This window comes from Brachybacterium squillarum M-6-3 (assembly GCF_000225825.1).
Lineage (GTDB): Bacteria > Actinomycetota > Actinomycetes > Actinomycetales > Dermabacteraceae > Brachybacterium > Brachybacterium squillarum.
This window is the reverse complement of record NZ_AGBX01000001.1, coordinates 435,382-451,770: the sequence shown is the minus strand read 5'-3', so window position 1 is coordinate 451,770 and position 16,389 is coordinate 435,382. Positions and strand designations below refer to the sequence as shown.

At 72.5% G+C, this 16,389-nt stretch carries 14 protein-coding genes and 1 tRNA gene; 7 read left to right on the top strand and 8 right to left on the bottom strand.

From position 1 onward, the window contains the following. Positions 1 to 54: 54 nt before the first annotated feature. From OM98_RS02145 to arsB, 3 genes are all read right to left on the bottom strand, one after another. Positions 55 to 139: transfer RNA gene (locus tag OM98_RS02145), tRNA-Ser, on the bottom strand. 86 nt (positions 140 to 225) lie between these two features. After that, positions 226 to 666: an arsenate-mycothiol transferase ArsC gene (locus OM98_RS02140; protein WP_010532918.1), complete on the bottom strand. Its 441-nt coding sequence runs from the start codon at positions 664 to 666 to the stop codon at positions 226 to 228. A gap of 3 nt (positions 667 to 669) precedes the next feature. Then, complete coding sequence (arsB, locus tag OM98_RS02135) at positions 670 to 1,836, bottom strand: ACR3 family arsenite efflux transporter (protein ID WP_010532917.1); 1,167 nt, start codon at positions 1,834 to 1,836, stop codon at positions 670 to 672. Between the two features lie 81 nt (positions 1,837 to 1,917). Here arsB and OM98_RS02130 point away from each other — a divergent pair, with 81 nt between their 5' ends. Next, complete coding sequence (locus OM98_RS02130) at positions 1,918 to 2,265, top strand: ArsR/SmtB family transcription factor (RefSeq protein WP_010532916.1); 348 nt, start codon at positions 1,918 to 1,920, stop codon at positions 2,263 to 2,265. A gap of 86 nt (positions 2,266 to 2,351) precedes the next feature. Here the strand turns inward: OM98_RS02130 and OM98_RS14960 are convergent, their stop codons facing one another. The 4 genes from OM98_RS14960 to OM98_RS02115 form a co-directional block, all read right to left on the bottom strand. Beyond that, entirely contained in the window at positions 2,352 to 2,459 is a 108-nt protein-coding gene (locus tag OM98_RS14960) for a methionine/alanine import family NSS transporter small subunit (RefSeq protein ID WP_010532915.1), read from the bottom strand. Positions 2,460 to 2,489: 30 nt separating this feature from the next. After that, positions 2,490 to 4,133, bottom strand: a complete 1,644-nt coding sequence (locus OM98_RS02125) for a sodium-dependent transporter (RefSeq protein WP_010532914.1) — start codon at positions 4,131 to 4,133, stop codon at positions 2,490 to 2,492. A 304-nt stretch (positions 4,134 to 4,437) separates the two neighbouring features. Then, entirely contained in the window at positions 4,438 to 6,006 is a 1,569-nt protein-coding gene (locus OM98_RS02120; protein WP_010532913.1) for a PTS ascorbate transporter subunit IIC, read from the bottom strand. 30 nt (positions 6,007 to 6,036) lie between these two features. Next, positions 6,037 to 6,882, bottom strand: coding sequence for a PTS sugar transporter subunit IIA (locus tag OM98_RS02115; RefSeq protein ID WP_010532912.1), 846 nt, complete (start codon positions 6,880 to 6,882; stop codon positions 6,037 to 6,039). 131 nt (positions 6,883 to 7,013) lie between these two features. Between OM98_RS02115 and OM98_RS02110 the strand changes: the two genes are divergently transcribed. The 5 genes from OM98_RS02110 to OM98_RS02090 all read left to right on the top strand — a co-directional run bounded on the left by OM98_RS02110 (position 7,014) and on the right by OM98_RS02090 (position 14,732). Next, on the top strand, positions 7,014 to 8,372 hold the full coding sequence (locus OM98_RS02110) for an amidohydrolase (protein WP_010532911.1): 1,359 nt from the start codon (positions 7,014 to 7,016) through the stop codon (positions 8,370 to 8,372). Between the two features lie 83 nt (positions 8,373 to 8,455). Then, positions 8,456 to 10,048 (top strand): AbgT family transporter, encoded by a 1,593-nt coding sequence (locus tag OM98_RS02105; RefSeq protein ID WP_010532910.1) that lies wholly within the window; start codon positions 8,456 to 8,458, stop codon positions 10,046 to 10,048. A gap of 73 nt (positions 10,049 to 10,121) precedes the next feature. Continuing rightward, positions 10,122 to 10,667: a pyridoxine/pyridoxamine 5'-phosphate oxidase gene (locus OM98_RS02100; protein WP_010532909.1), complete on the top strand. Its 546-nt coding sequence runs from the start codon at positions 10,122 to 10,124 to the stop codon at positions 10,665 to 10,667. A 241-nt stretch (positions 10,668 to 10,908) separates the two neighbouring features. Beyond that, the gene (locus OM98_RS02095; protein WP_010532908.1) at positions 10,909 to 12,669 is read left to right on the top strand and encodes an ABC transporter ATP-binding protein; all 1,761 of its coding nucleotides are present in this window, start codon (positions 10,909 to 10,911) and stop codon (positions 12,667 to 12,669) included. Next, positions 12,666 to 14,732 (top strand): ABC transporter ATP-binding protein, encoded by a 2,067-nt coding sequence (locus OM98_RS02090; protein ID WP_010532907.1) that lies wholly within the window; start codon positions 12,666 to 12,668, stop codon positions 14,730 to 14,732. The genes OM98_RS02095 and OM98_RS02090 overlap by 4 nt, the downstream gene beginning before the upstream one ends. A 47-nt stretch (positions 14,733 to 14,779) precedes the next feature. Here the strand turns inward: OM98_RS02090 and OM98_RS02085 are convergent, their stop codons facing one another. Continuing rightward, complete coding sequence (locus OM98_RS02085; protein WP_010532906.1) at positions 14,780 to 15,412, bottom strand: DUF4188 domain-containing protein; 633 nt, start codon at positions 15,410 to 15,412, stop codon at positions 14,780 to 14,782. Between the two features lie 178 nt (positions 15,413 to 15,590). Between OM98_RS02085 and OM98_RS02080 the strand changes: the two genes are divergently transcribed. Beyond that, positions 15,591 to 16,349, top strand: a complete 759-nt coding sequence (locus OM98_RS02080) for a MerR family transcriptional regulator (RefSeq protein ID WP_010532905.1) — start codon at positions 15,591 to 15,593, stop codon at positions 16,347 to 16,349. Positions 16,350 to 16,389: the final 40 nt, after the last annotated feature.

Here is a 16,389-nt window from a genome sequence, read left to right as displayed (position 1 = left end):
GAAGCCCCCGGGTCGGGACCCGGGGGCTTCGTGTGTTCCTGACAGGAACCGCGGCGGAGGATGGGGGATTTGAACCCCCGAGGGCGTTAACCCAACACGCGTTCCAGGCGTGCGCCATAGGCCGCTAGGCGAATCCTCCAGCGCTCGATGAGAGCAGGTGACAGCGTACCCGACGCGCCGCGGGAGGCGCGAACCGGCCGGGCACAGGTCACATCGCCGCGTCGCTCAGGCCTGCGCGGGGTCCTCGCCCAGCAGCTCGTCCCGCAGGGCGCGGACCCGGGCGTCGATGTCGTCGCGCACCAGGCGCATCCGCTCGGCGCCCTCGATGCCGCGCTCGGAGGGCTCGTCGGTCTCCCAGGTCTCGATGCTGCCGCGCATGCCGGGCACCGGCTCGACGCGGGCCTCGCCGCCGAGCACCACCACCCGGTCCACCCGGGCCAGCAGCGCCGGGTCGATCGCGGTGGGGGCGCCGCCAGACATGTCGGCGCCGAGCTCGGCGATCACCTCGGCGGAGAGGGCGTTGATCGCGGAGCCGGGCCGTGTGCCGGCGGAATGCACCTCGACCGATCCGGCGGCATGGTGCTCCATCAGGGCCGCGGCCATCTGGGACTTGCCGCCGTTCTTCACGCAGACGAACAGCACGGAGGGGGTGGTGTGGCCGGTCATCGCTCAGTCCTTCGCGGTGGTGGGAACGGGGTCTGCGGCAGGGACTCGATCGCCGCGCGGGGGCAGGGTGGGGTCGCCGGGGAACAGGCGGGGGCCGGCCCAGCGGGCCAGGTAGACCATCGCCACCAGCACGGGCACCTCGATCAGAGGGCCGACGGTGCCGGCCAGGGCCTGCCCGGAGGCGGCGCCGAACGTGCCGATCGCGACGGCGATGGCCAGCTCGAAGTTGTTGCCGGAGGCGGTGAAGGCGACGGTGGTGGAGCGGGCGTAGTCCAGACCGACGGCGCGGGAGGCCAGCAGCCCGATCGCGAACATCAGCAGGAAGTAGCAGAGCATCGGCAGAGCGATCCGGGCCACGCCCAGCGGGTCCGCGATCACCCGGTCCCCCTGCAGGGCGAACAGCAGCACGATGGTGAACAGCAGGCCGTACAGCGCCCAGGGGCCCAGTCGCGGCAGGAAGTGCTGCTCGTACCAGTCCCGGCCCCGGCTGCGCTCGCCGATCACCCGGGTGAGCGCCCCGGCCACCAGGGGGATGCCGAGGAACACCAGCACGCTCAGCGCGATCGCCGCCACCGAGAAGCTCGCCGCCGTGGTGGGCAGGCCCAGCCAGGCGGGCAGCACCTGGAGGTAGAACCAGCCCAGGCCCGCGAAGGCCAGCACCTGGAACACCGAGTTGATCGCGACCAGCACGGCGGCGGCCTCGCGGTCGCCGCAGGCCAGGTCGTTCCAGATCAGCACCATCGCGATGCAGCGGGCCAGGCCCACGATGATCAGCCCGGTGCGGAACTCCGGCAGGTCCGGCAGCATCAGCCAGGCCAGGGAGAACATCAGCGCCGGGCCCACCAGCCAGTTCAGCACCAGCGAGGTGATCAGCAGGCGCCGGTCGGCGGCGATCCGCGCGGTCTCCTCGTAGCGCACCTTCGCCAGCACCGGGTACATCATCACCAGCAGGCCGAGGGCGATGGGCACGGAGACGCCGCCGATCTCCCAGCCCTCCAGCAGGTCGCCCAGGGCAGGCATGAACTGGCCCAGGGCCAGGCCCAGAAGCATGGCGGCCAGGATCCAGGCGGGCAGCCAGCGGTCCAGCAGGCTCATGCCCCGGACGACGCCGCCGGCGGAGGGGTCGGCGGGAGGGGCGGTGCGCGGGGTGTCGGGCGCGGAGGTGGTCATGGGCCGCTTCCGGGTGGGGGAGGGGTGTCGCGGCCACCGTAGGACAGAACATCGACGAACGTCAATGTGTACCCTGGGGGCATGGCCACACCCCTCATCGCCCTCGCCGAGACCGCCGAGCCCTGCTGCGCCCTGGGGGAGGGTCCGCTCGGCCCCGAGGACGCCGAGCGCCTGGCCGGGCAGCTCGCGGCCCTGGCCGACCCGATGCGCCTGCGGGTGCTCTCCCACATCGCCGCGCAAGGCTGCGAGGCCGTGCGCGCCTGCGAGCTGGAGGAACTGCTGGGCCTGTCCCAGCCCACCGTCAGCCATCACCTGAAGAAGCTGGTCGAGGCGGGCCTGCTCAGCCGCAGCCGCGCCGGTCGCAGCGTCCACTACGGCGTCGTGCCCGGCGCCTTTGCCGAGATCCGCCGCGTGCTCGACCTCGGCTGAGCCCGCCGCGACCCCCGCACACGACGAGGGCCGGGCCCGCCCCCTGGGGAGCGGACCCGGCCCTCGTCACCGGTGCCGGGGTCGACTCAGTCGTCGGCCTCGGGGTGGCGCACGACGTTCAGGATCGCGGCGCCCAGGCCACCCCAGACGGTGACCATCGCGACGATCATCATGATGATGGCGGAGACGGACATGTCAGCTCCTCGCTGTTCTCGGAAGGGGGGTCAGGCGTCGCCGCGGGACCGCAGCGCGTGCGGGGTGGCGACGTCGGCGGGCTCGAGGCCGCGGAAGGACCGCGCCGCCGGCGGGATCACGTCGCCGTCGGAGTCGAGCTTGTCGAGGTTCGACGTCCGGCTCCACGGCAGCAGCGAGAGCACGATGCCGATGACCAGCAGACCCAGGGCCATCAGCCAGCCGAACACCAGGACGAACCAGGAGGGGTACTCGCTGTAGGTGGTCTCCGCGGTGAGCAGGTCGATCGTGGAGGACACCAGGGAGATGCCCAGCACCAGCGGCGCCACCACGGCCACCGCCAGCATCCACACCCATCCCACGCGGAAGGTGCCGCGGGCGTTGAGGTGGTCGCGCAGGGTGGGCAGGCCGCCCACGATCAGCGCCACCACGATCGTGGAGAACAGGGCCGCGGCGACGATGCCGTACTCGTTGACCCACTTGTCCAGGGTGTCCAGCAGGGCCAGGCCCATCGTGGTCGGGAACAGCACGGTGGAGACCAGTGCCAGCGGCACGCAGACGCCCAGGGTGGCGGGCACCCGGGAGAGGCCGAACTTGTCCTGGATGGCCGCGATGATCACCTCGACGATGGAGACCAGCGAGGTGAAGCCCGCCAGCACCAGGGAGCCGAAGAACAGCACGCCGATGAAGGCGCCGCCCGGGGCCTCGCCGATGATGGCCGGGAAGGCGATGAAGGCCAGGCCCACGCCGGAGGAGACCACCTCGGAGACCTCCACGCCCTGCGCCTGCGCCATGAAGCCCAGCGCGGAGAACACGCCGATGCCGGCCAGCAGCTCGAAGCTGGAGTTCGCGAAGCCCACCACCAGGCCGGAGCCCGTGAGGTCCGCCTTCTTCTTCAGGTAGGAGGAGTAGGTGAGCATGATGCCGAAGGCCACCGACAGGGAGAAGAAGATCTGGCCGTAGGCCGCGACCCACACGCCGGGGCTGGTCAGCGCCGCCCAGTTCGGCTCGAAGAAGGCCTCCAGGCCGTCCACGGCGCCGGGCAGCATCAGCGAGCGCACGACCAGGATCACGAACATGAGGACCAGCAGCGGGATGAAGATCAGGGCGCTCGCGGAGATGCCCTTCTGCACGCCCAGGCTCATCACGACGATGACGGCGAGCCACACCAGCGCGATGGTGATGAGGATCGGGGTCACGTAGTCGAAGGTGACGGTGACGTCGGCGCCACCGAGGGACTGCGTGAAGGAGCCGAAGAAGCCGGCCGGGTCGTCGCCCCAGCGGGTGTCCACCGAGAAGATCGTGTAGTTCACCGACCAGGCCAGGATGAGGGCGTAGTAGATCGCGATGATCACGCAGATCAGCACCTGCCACCAGCCGATGAACTCGGTCCAGCGCCGGAAGCGGCGCCAGGCCGCGGGGGCCGAGCCGCGCCAGCGGTGGCCGATCGCGTAGTCCAGGAACAGCAGGGGGATGCCCGCGGTCAGCAGCGCCACGAGGTACGGCAGGATGAAGGCGCCGCCGCCGTTCTCGTAGGCCACGGCGGGGAAGCGCCAGATGTTGCCGAGGCCCACGGCGGAGCCGATCGCGGCGAAGATGAAGGCCGCGCGGCCGGGGAAGGACCCGCGGTCGGCGCGGGGCCCGGCCTCGGCGGGTGCGGGGGAGGATGCGGTCACGGATTCGCCTCCGGGGAACAGCGCCGGGCTCGGCGCGGGGGAACGTCAGATGGGGATCGGCCGGACGCGGCCGAGGGGTCGGCCCGCGCAGGGGCCGGTGCCGGTCCGAGGAGGAACCGGGCGCGACCGGGTGGGGTCGGCGGGCGGGGCCGGGTACGGCCGGATCGCCCTGGTCCACGGGGGACCGGATGCGGCCGGGGTGGGGCCGACGGGGCACGGCCAGGGGTGGGGCCGTTCCCGCATGGTAGTGCCCGGATGGCCCGACGCGGCCCACGGACAGGTCACGGTGCGGGCACGGCCCGGGTCACTCGGCGGGCGGGGGCGGCGGCGTCGGGGCGCCGGTCGGGGGCGCGATGCGGGGGAAGCGGCGGCCCTCGTCGTCTCGGGTCGTCGGGCGGGGACCGGTCGGGTCGGCGGGGGTCGGATCGACGGCGGCGCCGTGCCTGGCGGGGGCCGGGTCCCAGTCGCGGTCCACGACGCGGCGCTGCACGAGGATCGCGGCGCCGAGCAGCGCCAGGCCGATCAGGGCCAGCAGCACGATGCCGGGGACCACTCCGGTGCGGGCGCCGTAGCCGATGAGGATGCCGAACCAGCCGAAGTCGGTGTCGCCGAAGGTGGTGTTCGCGCTGCCGAAGTCGCCCAGCACCTTCAGCAGCAGCGCCGGCAGGAAGGTGACCAGGAGGCCGTTGACGAAGCCGCCGGCGACGGCGCCGCGACGGCCGCCGCTGGCGTTGCCGTAGACGCCGGCCGCGCCGCCGGTGAAGAAGTGCGGCACCAGGCCCGGCAGGATCAGCGCCAGCCCGAAGGCGGGGCCGAGCCACACGCCCAGCAGGAACAGGCCGACCAGCCCGCCCGCGAAGCTGGAGAGAAATCCGATCAGCACCGCGTTCTGGGCGTAGGGGAACACGATCGGGGCGTCCAGGGCGGGGATCGCCCCCGGCACCACCTTCGCGGCGATGCCCTGGAAGGCGGGGACCAGCTCCCCGAGGATCGTGCGCACGCCGAACAGGATCACGGCGACGGCGATGCCGAACTGCAGGCCCTGGGTGACCGAGAGCATCAGGTAGTTCCCGACGTCGGTGGCCCCGCCCTCGAAGGCGGTGAAGGCGGTCTCGCTGCCCTCCCGCACCAGGTACAGGGTGGCGACCACCAGGTACATCAGCACCATCGAGAGGGCGGTGGCGACCATCGAGTCGCGCAGGAAGCGCAGCCCCTCGGGCACGTTGATGTCCTCGGTGGAGCGGCTGCGGCCCTTCGGGTCGACCAGGCGCCCCACGGCCCCGGCGGCCACGTAGCCGGCGGTGCCGAAGTGCCCGATGGCGATCGAGTCGTCGCCGGTGACCTTGCGTGTCCAGGGCTGGGCGAGCGCCGGCAGCGCCACCATCAGGATGCCGAGCAGCACCGCCCCGAGCCCCACCACCACGACGGTCGGCATGCCCGCGGAGGCCATCACGATGGTGATCAGGGTGGCCATGAACAGCAGGTGGTGGCCGGTGAGGAACACGTAGCGCAGCGGCGTGAAGCGGGCCAGCAGGATCGCGACCACGAAGCCCAGGATCATCAGCCAGGACACCTGCGCGCCGTACTCCTGCTGGGCGATCCCGGCGATCGCCTCGTTGGTGGGCACCACGCCCTGCGCGCCCAGCGCCCCCTGGATCATCACGCCCAGCGGCGCCAGGGAGGCGGTGACCAGGGTGGCGCCGGCGCCGATCAGCAGGAAGCCGAGCACGGCCTTGATGGCACTGCCCACCACCTGTCCGGCGGAGCGGCGCAGGGCGATCAGGCCGATCGCGGTGATGATGCCGATGAGGAAGGCGGGCACCGAGAGGATCTCGTTGACCAGGAACTGGGCGATCGCGAGGAGGACGTTCATGGGGCGGCTCCGGGGTCGGTCTGGGGCGGGTCAGATCGCGTACAGGCGGCGCAGGGCGGCGTCGATCTCGGTGGTGGAGGTGAAGTTCTCGATCACCTCCACGGGCACGCCGACGTCCCCGAGCGCCTGGGCGATCGCCCCGGAGGTCAGCAGCACGTCGGCGTCCTTCGCCTTGCCCTTGGCGGAGATGGTGTCGGTGGCCTCGACGCTCAGGTAGGGCGTCCAGCCCCAGCGGTCGAGCACCTGCTCGGTGGTGTTCTTGAGGAACAGGCTGGTGCCGACGCCGTTGCCGCAGACGGTGAGGATGAGGTGCTTCGAGGGCACGGTCCCTTCCTCGGCCCGGGCGGGGTCCGCCGGCGGGGCCTGCTCGGGCGGCGCCGTGCGGTCGGCCCGGCGGCCGTGCCCGCCCGTCGCGGCGGGGCGTTCGGGCTCCCGGACGAGCACCTCCCGCAGCTCCTCCGCGGTCGCGGCCTCGTCCAGGGCGCGGCGCCGCTCGGGCTCCGCGAGCACCCCGGCGAGCGCGGCCAGGGCCTCCTGGTGCGCGCCCGCGTCGGCGGCGGCGAGGGCCGCGACCAGCGTCACCGGGTCATTGCTCTCGTGGCCGAAGGCCACCGGCTCGGCGAGCCGCACCAGGCTGAGGGCGGTGCGGTGCACGGATTCGTCGGGCCGGGCGTGGGCGAGGGCGAAGCCCGGCGTGATGACGATGTAGGGGCCGTGCTCCGCGACCGTGTCGAGCATCGCGCGGGTGTAGGCGGGCTCGATCGCGCCCTCCTGCTCCAGCAGGCGGCCGGCCGCGGTGATGGCGGCGGTGCGGTCGGCGGCGGGCACGTCCACCCGGACGGCCTCGGCACGGATCAGCTCCTCGAGACGCGGCATCGGGTCCCTCCTCCTCATGGTCCCGCGTGCGGCCGGGGCGCGGCGGCGCGGGTGATGCCCCCAGCCTATGAGCGCACCCCGACACGGGAGCAAGCCCCAGGTCCTCCCGGCCCCCTCGATAGGGTCGGCGGATGGACGACCCCGCGCCCCTCCGCCTCGGCGAGGCCCCGACCGAGCCCTCCACCGCCTACCTCCGCCAGCTCGACGAGCAGCGGGAGGCGGCGCTGGTCACGGAACGGCACCCCGGCTCCGCGGCCGAGGGCGCCCCCGAGGCCCTGCGCGCCCGGCTGGAGGCGCTCGTCGATGAGCACGCCGCGGCGATGGCCGCGCTGATGATCGACCTGGCCGAGCACCCCGAGGTGGCCTTCGAGGAGCATCGCAGCGCGGCCGCGATCGTCGCCGAGCTGGAGCGGGCGGGCATCCCCGCCGAGCTCGGCGTCGGCGGCCTGGACACCGCGATCCGGGCCGAGATCGGCACGGGCCAGGGGCCGCGCCTGGCGATCCTCGCCGAGTACGACGCGCTGCCCGGCGTCGGCCACGGCTGCGGGCACAACGTCATCGCCGTGATGGGTCTCGGGGCGTTCCTCGCCCTCGCCCGGCTGGCCGCCGAGGACCCCGCCGCGCTGCCCGGGACGGTCGTGCTGTTGGGCACCCCCGCCGAAGAGGGCCACACCGGCAAGGAGTACCTGGCGCGAGCCGGCGTCCTCGAGGGCATCGACGCGGCCGTGATGGCCCACGGCTACCCCGGGGACGACGTCGCCGACCAGGTGTGGCTGGGCCGACGCACTCTCACCGTCGAGTACCACGGTCACACCGCCCACGCCTCGGCGCAGCCCTTCATGGGCCGCAACGCCCTGGACGCCGCGAGCCTGCTCTACCAGGGCATCGGTCTGATGCGGCAGCAGACCCCGCCCTCGGACCGCATCCACGCCGTGATCCGCGAGGGCGGCGAGCGGGCCAGCGTCGTGCCCGACCGCGCCCGGCTCGACCTGTACGTGCGCTCCCAGCGGCCCGAGACGCTGAGGGACCTCTCCCGCCGTGTCGAGGACGCCGCCCACGGGGCCGCGCTGATGGCCGGGGTCGGCGTCACCGTCACCTGGGACCACCACCCGCCGTCGCTGCCGGTGCGCACCAACAGCGCGCTCACCGGCCGCTGGGTCGAGGCGCAGCGACGGCGCGGCCGCGACCCGCTGCCCCTCGGCGTGGTCTCCGAGACCCTCGCCGCCTCCACCGACTTCGGCAACGTCTCCTACCGGCTGCCCGGCATGCACCCGCTGATCCGGCTCGCCCCCGGGGACGTCGCCCTGCACACCCGCGAGTTCGCCGCCCACGCCGCCTCACCGGCCGCCGCCTCCGCCGCGGCCGACGGGGCCTACGGCCTCGCCGCGACCGTGCTCGACGTGCTCCACGACGCCGAGCTCGCCGCGCAGGTCACCGCCGAGTTCGAGGCGGCCGGGGGTGCGATCGACGTGCCCGGCTACTTCGACTGACCTGCCCCGCCCGACCCCGACCCCACGGTCCTTCACCCCCTCGACATCCCTCGACCCGACCGTCCCCTCCTCGAGGAGTCCCCATGAGCACCAGTCCCTCCACCAGCGCCTCCTCCGGGGGCTTCACCGACCGCGTGCTGACCCGCGTCGAACGGGTGGGCAACCGGCTGCCCGAGCCGTTCATGCTGTTCCTGATCCTGTTCGCGATCACCGGCGTGGTCTCCACGGCGATGGCCTGGGCCGGGGTGCAGGTCTCGGTGCCCGGCATCGACGAGCCCACCGTGATCCGCGGCCTGTTCACCGCCGAGGGCATGACCTGGCTGACCACCACCCTGGGCCCGAATTACATCGACTTCCCGCCGCTGGGCACCGTGCTGCCGATCCTGCTGGCCATCGGCATCGCCCAGCACTCCGGGATGCTCGGCGCCGTGATCCGCAAGCTGTTCGGATCCTCCCCGGCCTGGATGCTGCCCTACGTGGTCGGCTTCGTCGGTGTCATCTCCTCGATCATGGCCGACAGCGCCTTCGTGGTGGTGCCGCCGCTGGCCGCCCTGGTGTTCAAGGCCGCCGGCCGGCACCCGGTGGCGGGCCTGCTGGGCGGCTTCGCCGCGGCCGGGGCCGGCTATTCCACCAACATCTTCCCCACCAGCCTCGACGCCCTGTTCGCCGGCATCACCACCTCGGTGATGGGCGCCCTGCCGGGATACGAGTTCACCCCCGTGAACCCCGTCTCCAACTGGTACTTCAACATCGCCTCCTCGCTCGTGCTGGGCTTCGTCGCGGGCCTGGTGATCGACAGGATGATCGAGCCGCGCCTGGTGCGCCAGGACGTGCCGCGCGATCAGACCGTGGAGGGCGACGGGGGCGCCGACGGCGGTACGGAGGCCCAGGACATGCGCGCCGAGCTCACCCCGATCGAGAACCGCGGTCTGCTGGTCTCCGTGCTCGGCGCGGTGGTGTTCACCGCGATCATGCTGGCGGCGCTGCTGGTGCCCGCCTCGCCCTGGCGCAACGAGGACGGCGGCTTCCTGCCCGAGTCCCCGCTGCTGGACTCCATCGTCTTCATCGTGGTGGCGTACTTCGTGGTGGTCGGTCTGCTGTACGGCGTGGTCACCGGCACCCTGCGCTCCACCCGCGACGCGGTCGCGATGATGACCGAGGCGCTCAGGGAGATGCTGCCCTTCGTGGTGCTGGCCTTCATCCTGGGCAACTTCATCGCCCTGTTCAACTGGTCCGGCATCGGCACCTGGATCGCCGTGACCGGGGCGAGCGCCCTGGAGGCGACGGGGCTGACCGGCTTCCCCGCCATCCTCGGCTTCATCCTGCTGGCCAGCCTGCTGAACCTGTTCATCATCTCCGGCTCGGGCATGTGGACGATAATGGGCGCCGTCTTCGTGCCGATGTTCGCCCTGATCGGCTACGAGCCCGCCTTCACCCAGGCGGCCTTCCGGGTCGGCGACTCCGCCACCCAGATCATCACCCCGATGAACCCGTACATGATCGTGCTGCTGGGGATGCTGCGCCGCTACGAGCCGGAGGCCGGACTGGGCACGCTGATGGCCCGGATGCTGCCCTTCGTGGTGCCGTTCTGGCTGGTCTGGACGATCATCCTGGCCGTCTTCGTGGTGGCCGACCTGCCGCTGGGCCCCGGCAACGGGATCTTCCTCGGCACCTGACCCGGTGCACGGCGCCTGGGTCCCGGGACGACGGGCCTGTCCGCATCGGGCGCCCGGTGCCAGGATGGGCTCCATGAGCGACCTCGCCGACCGGCTGCGCGCCCTGCCCGGCTTCCCCGAGCACCTTCCCGAGCTGGACACGGCGACCCTGCCGGAGGACCCCGGGGAGCTGGTGCTCGCCTGGCTGGAGGACGCCATCGCCTCCGGGGCGCGCCAGCCGCACGCGCTCACCCTGCTCACCCGCGGGGAGGACGGCGCCCCCGAGGGTCGCACCCTGATCCTCAAGGATGTCGACGAGCACGGCTATCACGTGGCCACCTCGCGCCGCTCGGCGAAGGGGCGCCAGCTCGCGGCCGACCCCCGCGCGGCCATGGTGCTGTTCTGGCGGGAGACGGGCCGGCAGGTGCGGCTCAGCGGCACGGTCGCCGCCCTGGACGCCGAGGCCTCCCGGCGGGACTGGCTCTCCCGCCCCTCCGCCACCGGCGAGGTCGACCCCGACTGGCAGGTCTACGCGCTCCGCCCCGAGCGGGTGGAGCTGATGCAGGCGCGGGAGGACCGCCGACACACCCGGGTGCTCTACACCCGCCCGGACGGGATCTGGGAGCACCGGCTGCTCTGACCCGGGAGCCGCCCTCCCCGTCGAGGGCGGGATCACGACAGAAGTCGGATGACCTGGACGTATCCGATGGGGCAGGATGACGAGGTTGTCCGCGGGGTGGCCACGTGTGCCTGCCGACCCGACACCGGCCCGGGCATCGCGGACATCATCTGTCCGACCCCGGCCGTACGCTTCCCCCGTCCGCCCTGATCTCTCCGATCGACCCGGCCCTCCCACGGCCGACCGAGCCGAAAGCAGCCCCATGCTCTGGACCCTCATCCGGCGATACGGCCGCCCCTACCTGCCCGCCGCGGCGGCGGTGCTGGTGCTCCAGCTCGCCACCATCATGGCGACGCTGTACCTGCCCAGCCTCAACGCCGACATCATCGACAACGGCGTGGCCACCGGCGACACCGCCTACATCTGGCGCGTGGGCGGGATCATGCTGGTGGTCGCCCTGGTGCAGGTGGTCACCGCGGTCAGCTCCGTCTGGTTCGGGGCCCGCGCCTCGATGGGGCTGGGCCGGGACCTGCGCCGTGCGATCTTCGTGAAGGTCGACCGCTTCTCCACCGAGGAGATGGGTCGCTTCGGCGCCCCGACCCTGATCACCCGCGGCACCAACGACGTGCAGCAGGTGCAGATGCTCGCCCTGATGACCCTGAACTTCATGGTGATGGTGCCGATCATGTCCGTCGGCGGCATCATCATGGCGGTCCGGGAGGACCCGGGGCTGTCCTGGCTGGTGTGGGTGGCGGTGCCGATCCTGGTCGTCATCGTGGGCCTGCTGGTGCGCCGGCTGATGCCGCTGTTCCAGCGCATGCAGGACAACATCGACGGCATCAACTCCGTGATGCGCGAGCAGATCATGGGCATCCGGGTGGTGCGCGCCTTCGTCCGCGAGGACCACGAGGCCCGCCGCTTCACCGATGCGAACGCGCTGCTCACCGACACCTCCGTGCGGATCGGTCGGCTGTTCGTGATCATGGGGCCCGCGATCACCGTGGTGCTGCACCTGGCCACCGCCGCCGTGCTCTGGTTCGGCGGGCACCGCGTGGACCAGGGACTCGTGGAGGTCGGCTCCCTGACCGCCTTCATGCAGTACCTGCTGCAGATCCTGATGGCCGTCATGATGGGCACCTTCATGTTCATGATGTTCCCGCGCGCCATCATCAGCGCCCGCCGCATCGGCGAGGTCCTCGAGACCCGCGCGACGATGGCCGAGCCCGCCCAGCCCGTGCAGCTCGCCCCCGCCCCCGGCAGCACCGTGGAGTTCCGCGACGTCACCTTCGCCTACCCCGGCGCTGACGCCCCCGTGCTCGACGGCATCTCCTTCACCGCCGAGGCCGGGCGCACCACCGCGATCATCGGCTCCACCGGCGCCGGCAAGACCACCCTGATCAACCTGATCCCGCGCCTGCACGACGCCACCGAGGGCCAGGTGCTGCTGGACGGCGTTCCCGTCACCCGGCTGGACCGCGCCACCATCGCCCGCACCGTCGGCCTGGTCCCGCAGAAGCCCTACCTGTTCTCCGGCACCATCGCCGAGAACCTCCGCTTCGGGGACCCCGAGGCCCCCGACCAGGCCCTGTGGGAGGCCCTGGACACCGCCCAGGCCACCGAGTTCGTCGCCGACCGCACCACGGGGGAGGGGGAGGCCGCCCGCCACGGGCTCGGCTCCGGCATCTCCCAGGGCGGCACCAACGTCTCCGGCGGCCAGCGCCAGCGGCTCTGCATCGCCCGCACCCTGGTCGCCCGCCCCCAGGTGTACGTCTTCGACGACTCCTTCTCGGCGCTCGACGTCGCCACCGACGCCGCGGTGCGGGCCGGCCTCGGCCCGTACACCCGCGGCGCCACCACCCTTATCGTCGCCCAGCGCATCTCCACCATCACCGGTGCCGACCAGATCATCGTGCTGGAGCAGGGGCGCATCGTCGGCCGCGGCCGCCACGAGGAGCTGCTGGAGACCTGCGAGACCTACCGGGAGATCGTCGACTCCCAGATCACCGTGGAGGAGCCGGCATGAGCAGCGACCGGAACGAGCGGCGCCGGGACCGCGCCCCGCAGAAGAGCACCGGCACGTCCCGGGATGCCGAGGCCTCGAGCACCGTGGACCTCTCCGAGGACGAGATCCTGGAGATGCAGGGCTCGATGGACTCCGAGTGGGGCGGGGGCCCGCCCCGCAAGGCCAAGGCCTTCTGGCCATCCGCCCTCCGCCTCGCCTCGACCTTCGGCGACCACAAGCTCGGGCTGGCCGTGGTGCTCGCCTTCGGCATCGCCTCCACCCTGCTCACCGTGTGGGCGCCCCGCATCATCGGCGACGCCACGGACGTCATCTACGACGGCGCGACCAGCGGGGACGGCGTCGACTTCGCCCTGCTCGGCCGGCTGCTGACGATCGTGCTGGGCATGTACGTGGTGGCGGCCCTGTTCGACTGGCTGCAGGGGCGCATCCTCAACGACGTGGTGATGCGGATCGTCTACCGCCTCCGCGAGCGCATCGAGGAGAAGGTCAACCGGCTGCCCCTGAGCTACTTCGACACCCGGCAGCGCGGCGACCTGCTCTCCCGCACCACCAACGACGTGGACAACGTGCAGAGCGCGCTCCAGCAGGCCTTCGCCTCCCTGGTCTACGCGGCGCTGACCATCATCGGCATCACCGTGATGATGTTCGTGCTGTCCTGGCAGCTCGCCCTGATCGCCCTGGTGGCCCTGCCCATCTCCGGCATCGCGATCGGGATCATCGGCTCGCGCTCGCAGAAGCTGTTCACCGCCCAGTGGCGCAACACGGGGCGGCTGAACGGGCACGTCGAGGAGTCCTTCACCGGGCACGACCTGGTCACCGTCTTCGACCGCCAGGACTCGATGCGCGAGCGCTTCGACGAGCGCAACGAGGAGCTCTACCAGGCCTCCTTCAAGGCCCAGTTCTACTCCGGGATGATCATGCCGATCATGCAGTGGGTGACCTACCTCGGCTATGTCGGCATCGCCGTCGTCGGCGGCCTGCGGGTCGCGAACGGGCAGATGTCCCTCGGCCAGGTGGTGGCGTTCATCCAGTACTCCCGCGAGTTCAACTCGCCGCTGGGCGAGATCGCCGGTCAGGCCAACATGCTGATCTCCGGCGTCGCCTCGGCCGAGCGCATCTTCGAGCTGCTCGACGCCGAGGAGCAGGAGCCCGACGGCGCCATCACCGCCCCTGTGACCGGCCCCGACGGCACCCGCAGCGAGCAGGTCGTGCCGCGCGCCGAGCTCGCCGGCCGCACCCGCGGCCGGGTCGAGTTCGACCACGTGGCCTTCTCCTACACCCCGGAGAAGCCGCTGATCACGGACCTCTCCCTGGACGTCGAGCCCGGGCAGACCATCGCGATCGTCGGCCCCACCGGCGCCGGCAAGACCACGCTGGTGAACCTCGTGATGCGGTTCTACGAGATCGACGGCGGCGCCATCCGCCTGGACGGGGTGGACATCCGGGCGCTGGACCGCGGGGCCGTGCGCAGCCGCATCGGCATGGTGCTGCAGGACGCGGTGTTGTTCGGCGGGACCATCCGCGAGAACATCCGCTACGGCCGGCTGGACGCGAGCGACGAGGAGGTGGTCGAGGCGGCCCGCGCCACCTACGTCGACCGCTTCGTGCGCACCCTCCCGGAGGGCTACGACACCGTGATCGAGGACGAGGGCGCGAACCTCTCGGCGGGGGAGCGGCAGCTCGTCACCATCGCCCGCGCCTTCCTCGCCGACCCGGCGCTGCTGATCCTCGACGAGGCCACCAGCTCGGTGGACACCCGCACCGAGGTGCTGATCCAGGAGGCGATGTCGGCGCTGCGCAGCGACCGCACCTCCTTCGTCATCGCCCACCGGCTCTCCACCATCCGCGACGCCGACGTGATCCTGGTGATGGAGCACGGCGACATCGTCGAGCAGGGCACCCACGAGGGCCTGCTGGAGCGCGAGGGCGCCTATCACCGGCTGTACTGGTCGCAGTTCTCCGAGGGCACCGACCCCGATGCGGAGACGCGGACCGGGCAGATCCCGGTGGCCGTGCTCGAGGAGGGCCAGGACCCGCTCGCTCCGGAGTCCGAGCAGGGCTGAGCCTCCCCGGTCCCCGCGCCTCCCGGGCACGGGGACCGGGGCCGGCCTCAGGCGGTGGCGTCCGCGAGCGGCGGCTCCAGGTCCTCCTGCCGCACGGTCCCTCCGGGGCCGGTGCTCTCCCCGCGCGCGGCGGCGCGGCCCGCGGCCAGGCGGTCCCGGGCGGTGATCCCGCGAGCGGAGCGCGGCTCCGTGCCGATGGCCGCGCCGAGCCCCACTCGGGCCCCGTTGCCGTAGATCGTCTCGATGCCCTCGGCGGGCACCTCGTAGGTCTCGTGCCAGATGCCCACCACCTCAGGGTGGGCGCGGGCGGCGGCGTTGAAGGCCTTCCAGGCGGGCACGTGCAGGCGGTCGCTCATGCGGGCGTACTCGTAGAGCTGCTCGGTGCTGCGCCAGTACTGCACCACCCAGGGGCCCTTGATCCCCACCAGCGTGGTGGCGCCGAGGAAGCCGAGGTCCCCCTCCTCGCCGGGCTCGTGGGCGGCACGGTTGCGGTTGAGCTCGGTGAGCATGCGTCCCATGGCGGCGAACACGGGGCCCCACAGGTCCACCCGGTGGGGGCGGCGCAGGGTCATGCCGATCTGGAAGACGACCACCCCGTCGAGGGCGGTGTGGGTGACGTCCTCGGGGCGTTCGCGGCGCCGGGAGGGGCGGGTGCCGGGCTGCGGTCGGGTGGTGGACATGGGAGCTCCCGATCGTCGCGGTCCCGCCCGGTCCCGGTGCACGGTGCCCGGGACGATGGCGGATGACCTCGTGCGACATCTAGACAGTGGTGCTCTCCAAGAGTCCCCCGTACCGTGGCGGAGGTCAAGGGTCGCGCGCACCGAGAGTCGGCGGCCCGTCGCCACCCGGAGGTGCGTCATGCGGATCTCGGCCCTGTCCGAGCAGACCGGCCTGCCCGTCGGCACGATCAAGTTCTACCTGCGAGAGGGCGTCCTCCCGCACGGTCGGCGCACCTCCCGCACCAGCGCCGAGTACGACGAGAGCCACCTGGAGCGGATCCGGCTGATCCGCGCCCTCACCGAGGTGGGCGGGCTCGAGATCGCCCAGGTGCGACGCGTGGTCGAGGTCATCGAGTCGCCCGCCCCGCCGCCCATCGAGCTGATGGCGACCGCGCAGCGCGCCCTGACCGGCGCCCCGCCCGAGCCCTCGGAGGGATCCGGGGCCTCCGGTCGCGATCACGGCGCCCCGGCCGGTGGCGGGGACCCCGGCGCCGAGGGGCCGAGCCGGGCGCGGCGATGGGCCGAGGACCGCGGCTGGAGCATCCCCCCGGATGACCAGCTCGTCGCCCGGCTGGAGGCGGCGTGGTCCGCGTGCGATGACGCCGGCATGGAGCTGACCCCGGAGCTGCTGCACGAGTACGCCGCCCCCGTCGAGGAGATCGCACGGATCGACGTGGCCCACGTGCCGCGCGAGCCCGAGGCCGCGGTGCGTCGCGTCATCCTGGGGACGGTGCTCGGCGATGCCGTGCTCGCCTCCCTCCGCCTGCTCGCCCAGCGGGAGGCGGGCTACGCCTCGATGCGGGCAGCTCAGAAGGCGCAGGAGACGCGGCAGGCACCGGGGGCGCAGCAGGCGCAGCCCTCCGGCGAAGCAGCGACCGGCGAGGACGATCCCGCGTAGGCAAGCGCTGTCCTTCGTCGGCGTCGGGGCCTAGGCTGGC

Excerpts from the sequence above, each read along its gene's own strand:
- OM98_RS02140 (WP_010532918.1), bottom strand. The coding sequence starts at position 666 with ATGACCGGCCACACCACCCCCTCCGTGCTGTTCGTCTGCGTGAAGAAC.
- arsB (WP_010532917.1), bottom strand. The coding sequence starts at position 1,836 with ATGACCACCTCCGCGCCCGACACCCCGCGCACCGCCCCTCCCGCCGAC.
- OM98_RS02130 (WP_010532916.1), top strand. The coding sequence starts at position 1,918 with ATGGCCACACCCCTCATCGCCCTCGCCGAGACCGCCGAGCCCTGCTGC.
- OM98_RS14960 (WP_010532915.1), bottom strand. The coding sequence starts at position 2,459 with ATGTCCGTCTCCGCCATCATCATGATGATCGTCGCGATGGTCACCGTC.
- OM98_RS02120 (WP_010532913.1), bottom strand. The coding sequence starts at position 6,006 with ATGAACGTCCTCCTCGCGATCGCCCAGTTCCTGGTCAACGAGATCCTC.
- OM98_RS02115 (WP_010532912.1), bottom strand. The coding sequence starts at position 6,882 with ATGCCGCGTCTCGAGGAGCTGATCCGTGCCGAGGCCGTCCGGGTGGAC.
- OM98_RS02110 (WP_010532911.1), top strand. The coding sequence starts at position 7,014 with ATGGACGACCCCGCGCCCCTCCGCCTCGGCGAGGCCCCGACCGAGCCC.
- OM98_RS02105 (WP_010532910.1), top strand. The coding sequence starts at position 8,456 with ATGAGCACCAGTCCCTCCACCAGCGCCTCCTCCGGGGGCTTCACCGAC.
- OM98_RS02100 (WP_010532909.1), top strand. The coding sequence starts at position 10,122 with ATGAGCGACCTCGCCGACCGGCTGCGCGCCCTGCCCGGCTTCCCCGAG.
- OM98_RS02095 (WP_010532908.1), top strand. The coding sequence starts at position 10,909 with ATGCTCTGGACCCTCATCCGGCGATACGGCCGCCCCTACCTGCCCGCC.
- OM98_RS02090 (WP_010532907.1), top strand. The coding sequence starts at position 12,666 with ATGAGCAGCGACCGGAACGAGCGGCGCCGGGACCGCGCCCCGCAGAAG.
- OM98_RS02085 (WP_010532906.1), bottom strand. The coding sequence starts at position 15,412 with ATGTCCACCACCCGACCGCAGCCCGGCACCCGCCCCTCCCGGCGCCGC.
- OM98_RS02080 (WP_010532905.1), top strand. The coding sequence starts at position 15,591 with ATGCGGATCTCGGCCCTGTCCGAGCAGACCGGCCTGCCCGTCGGCACG.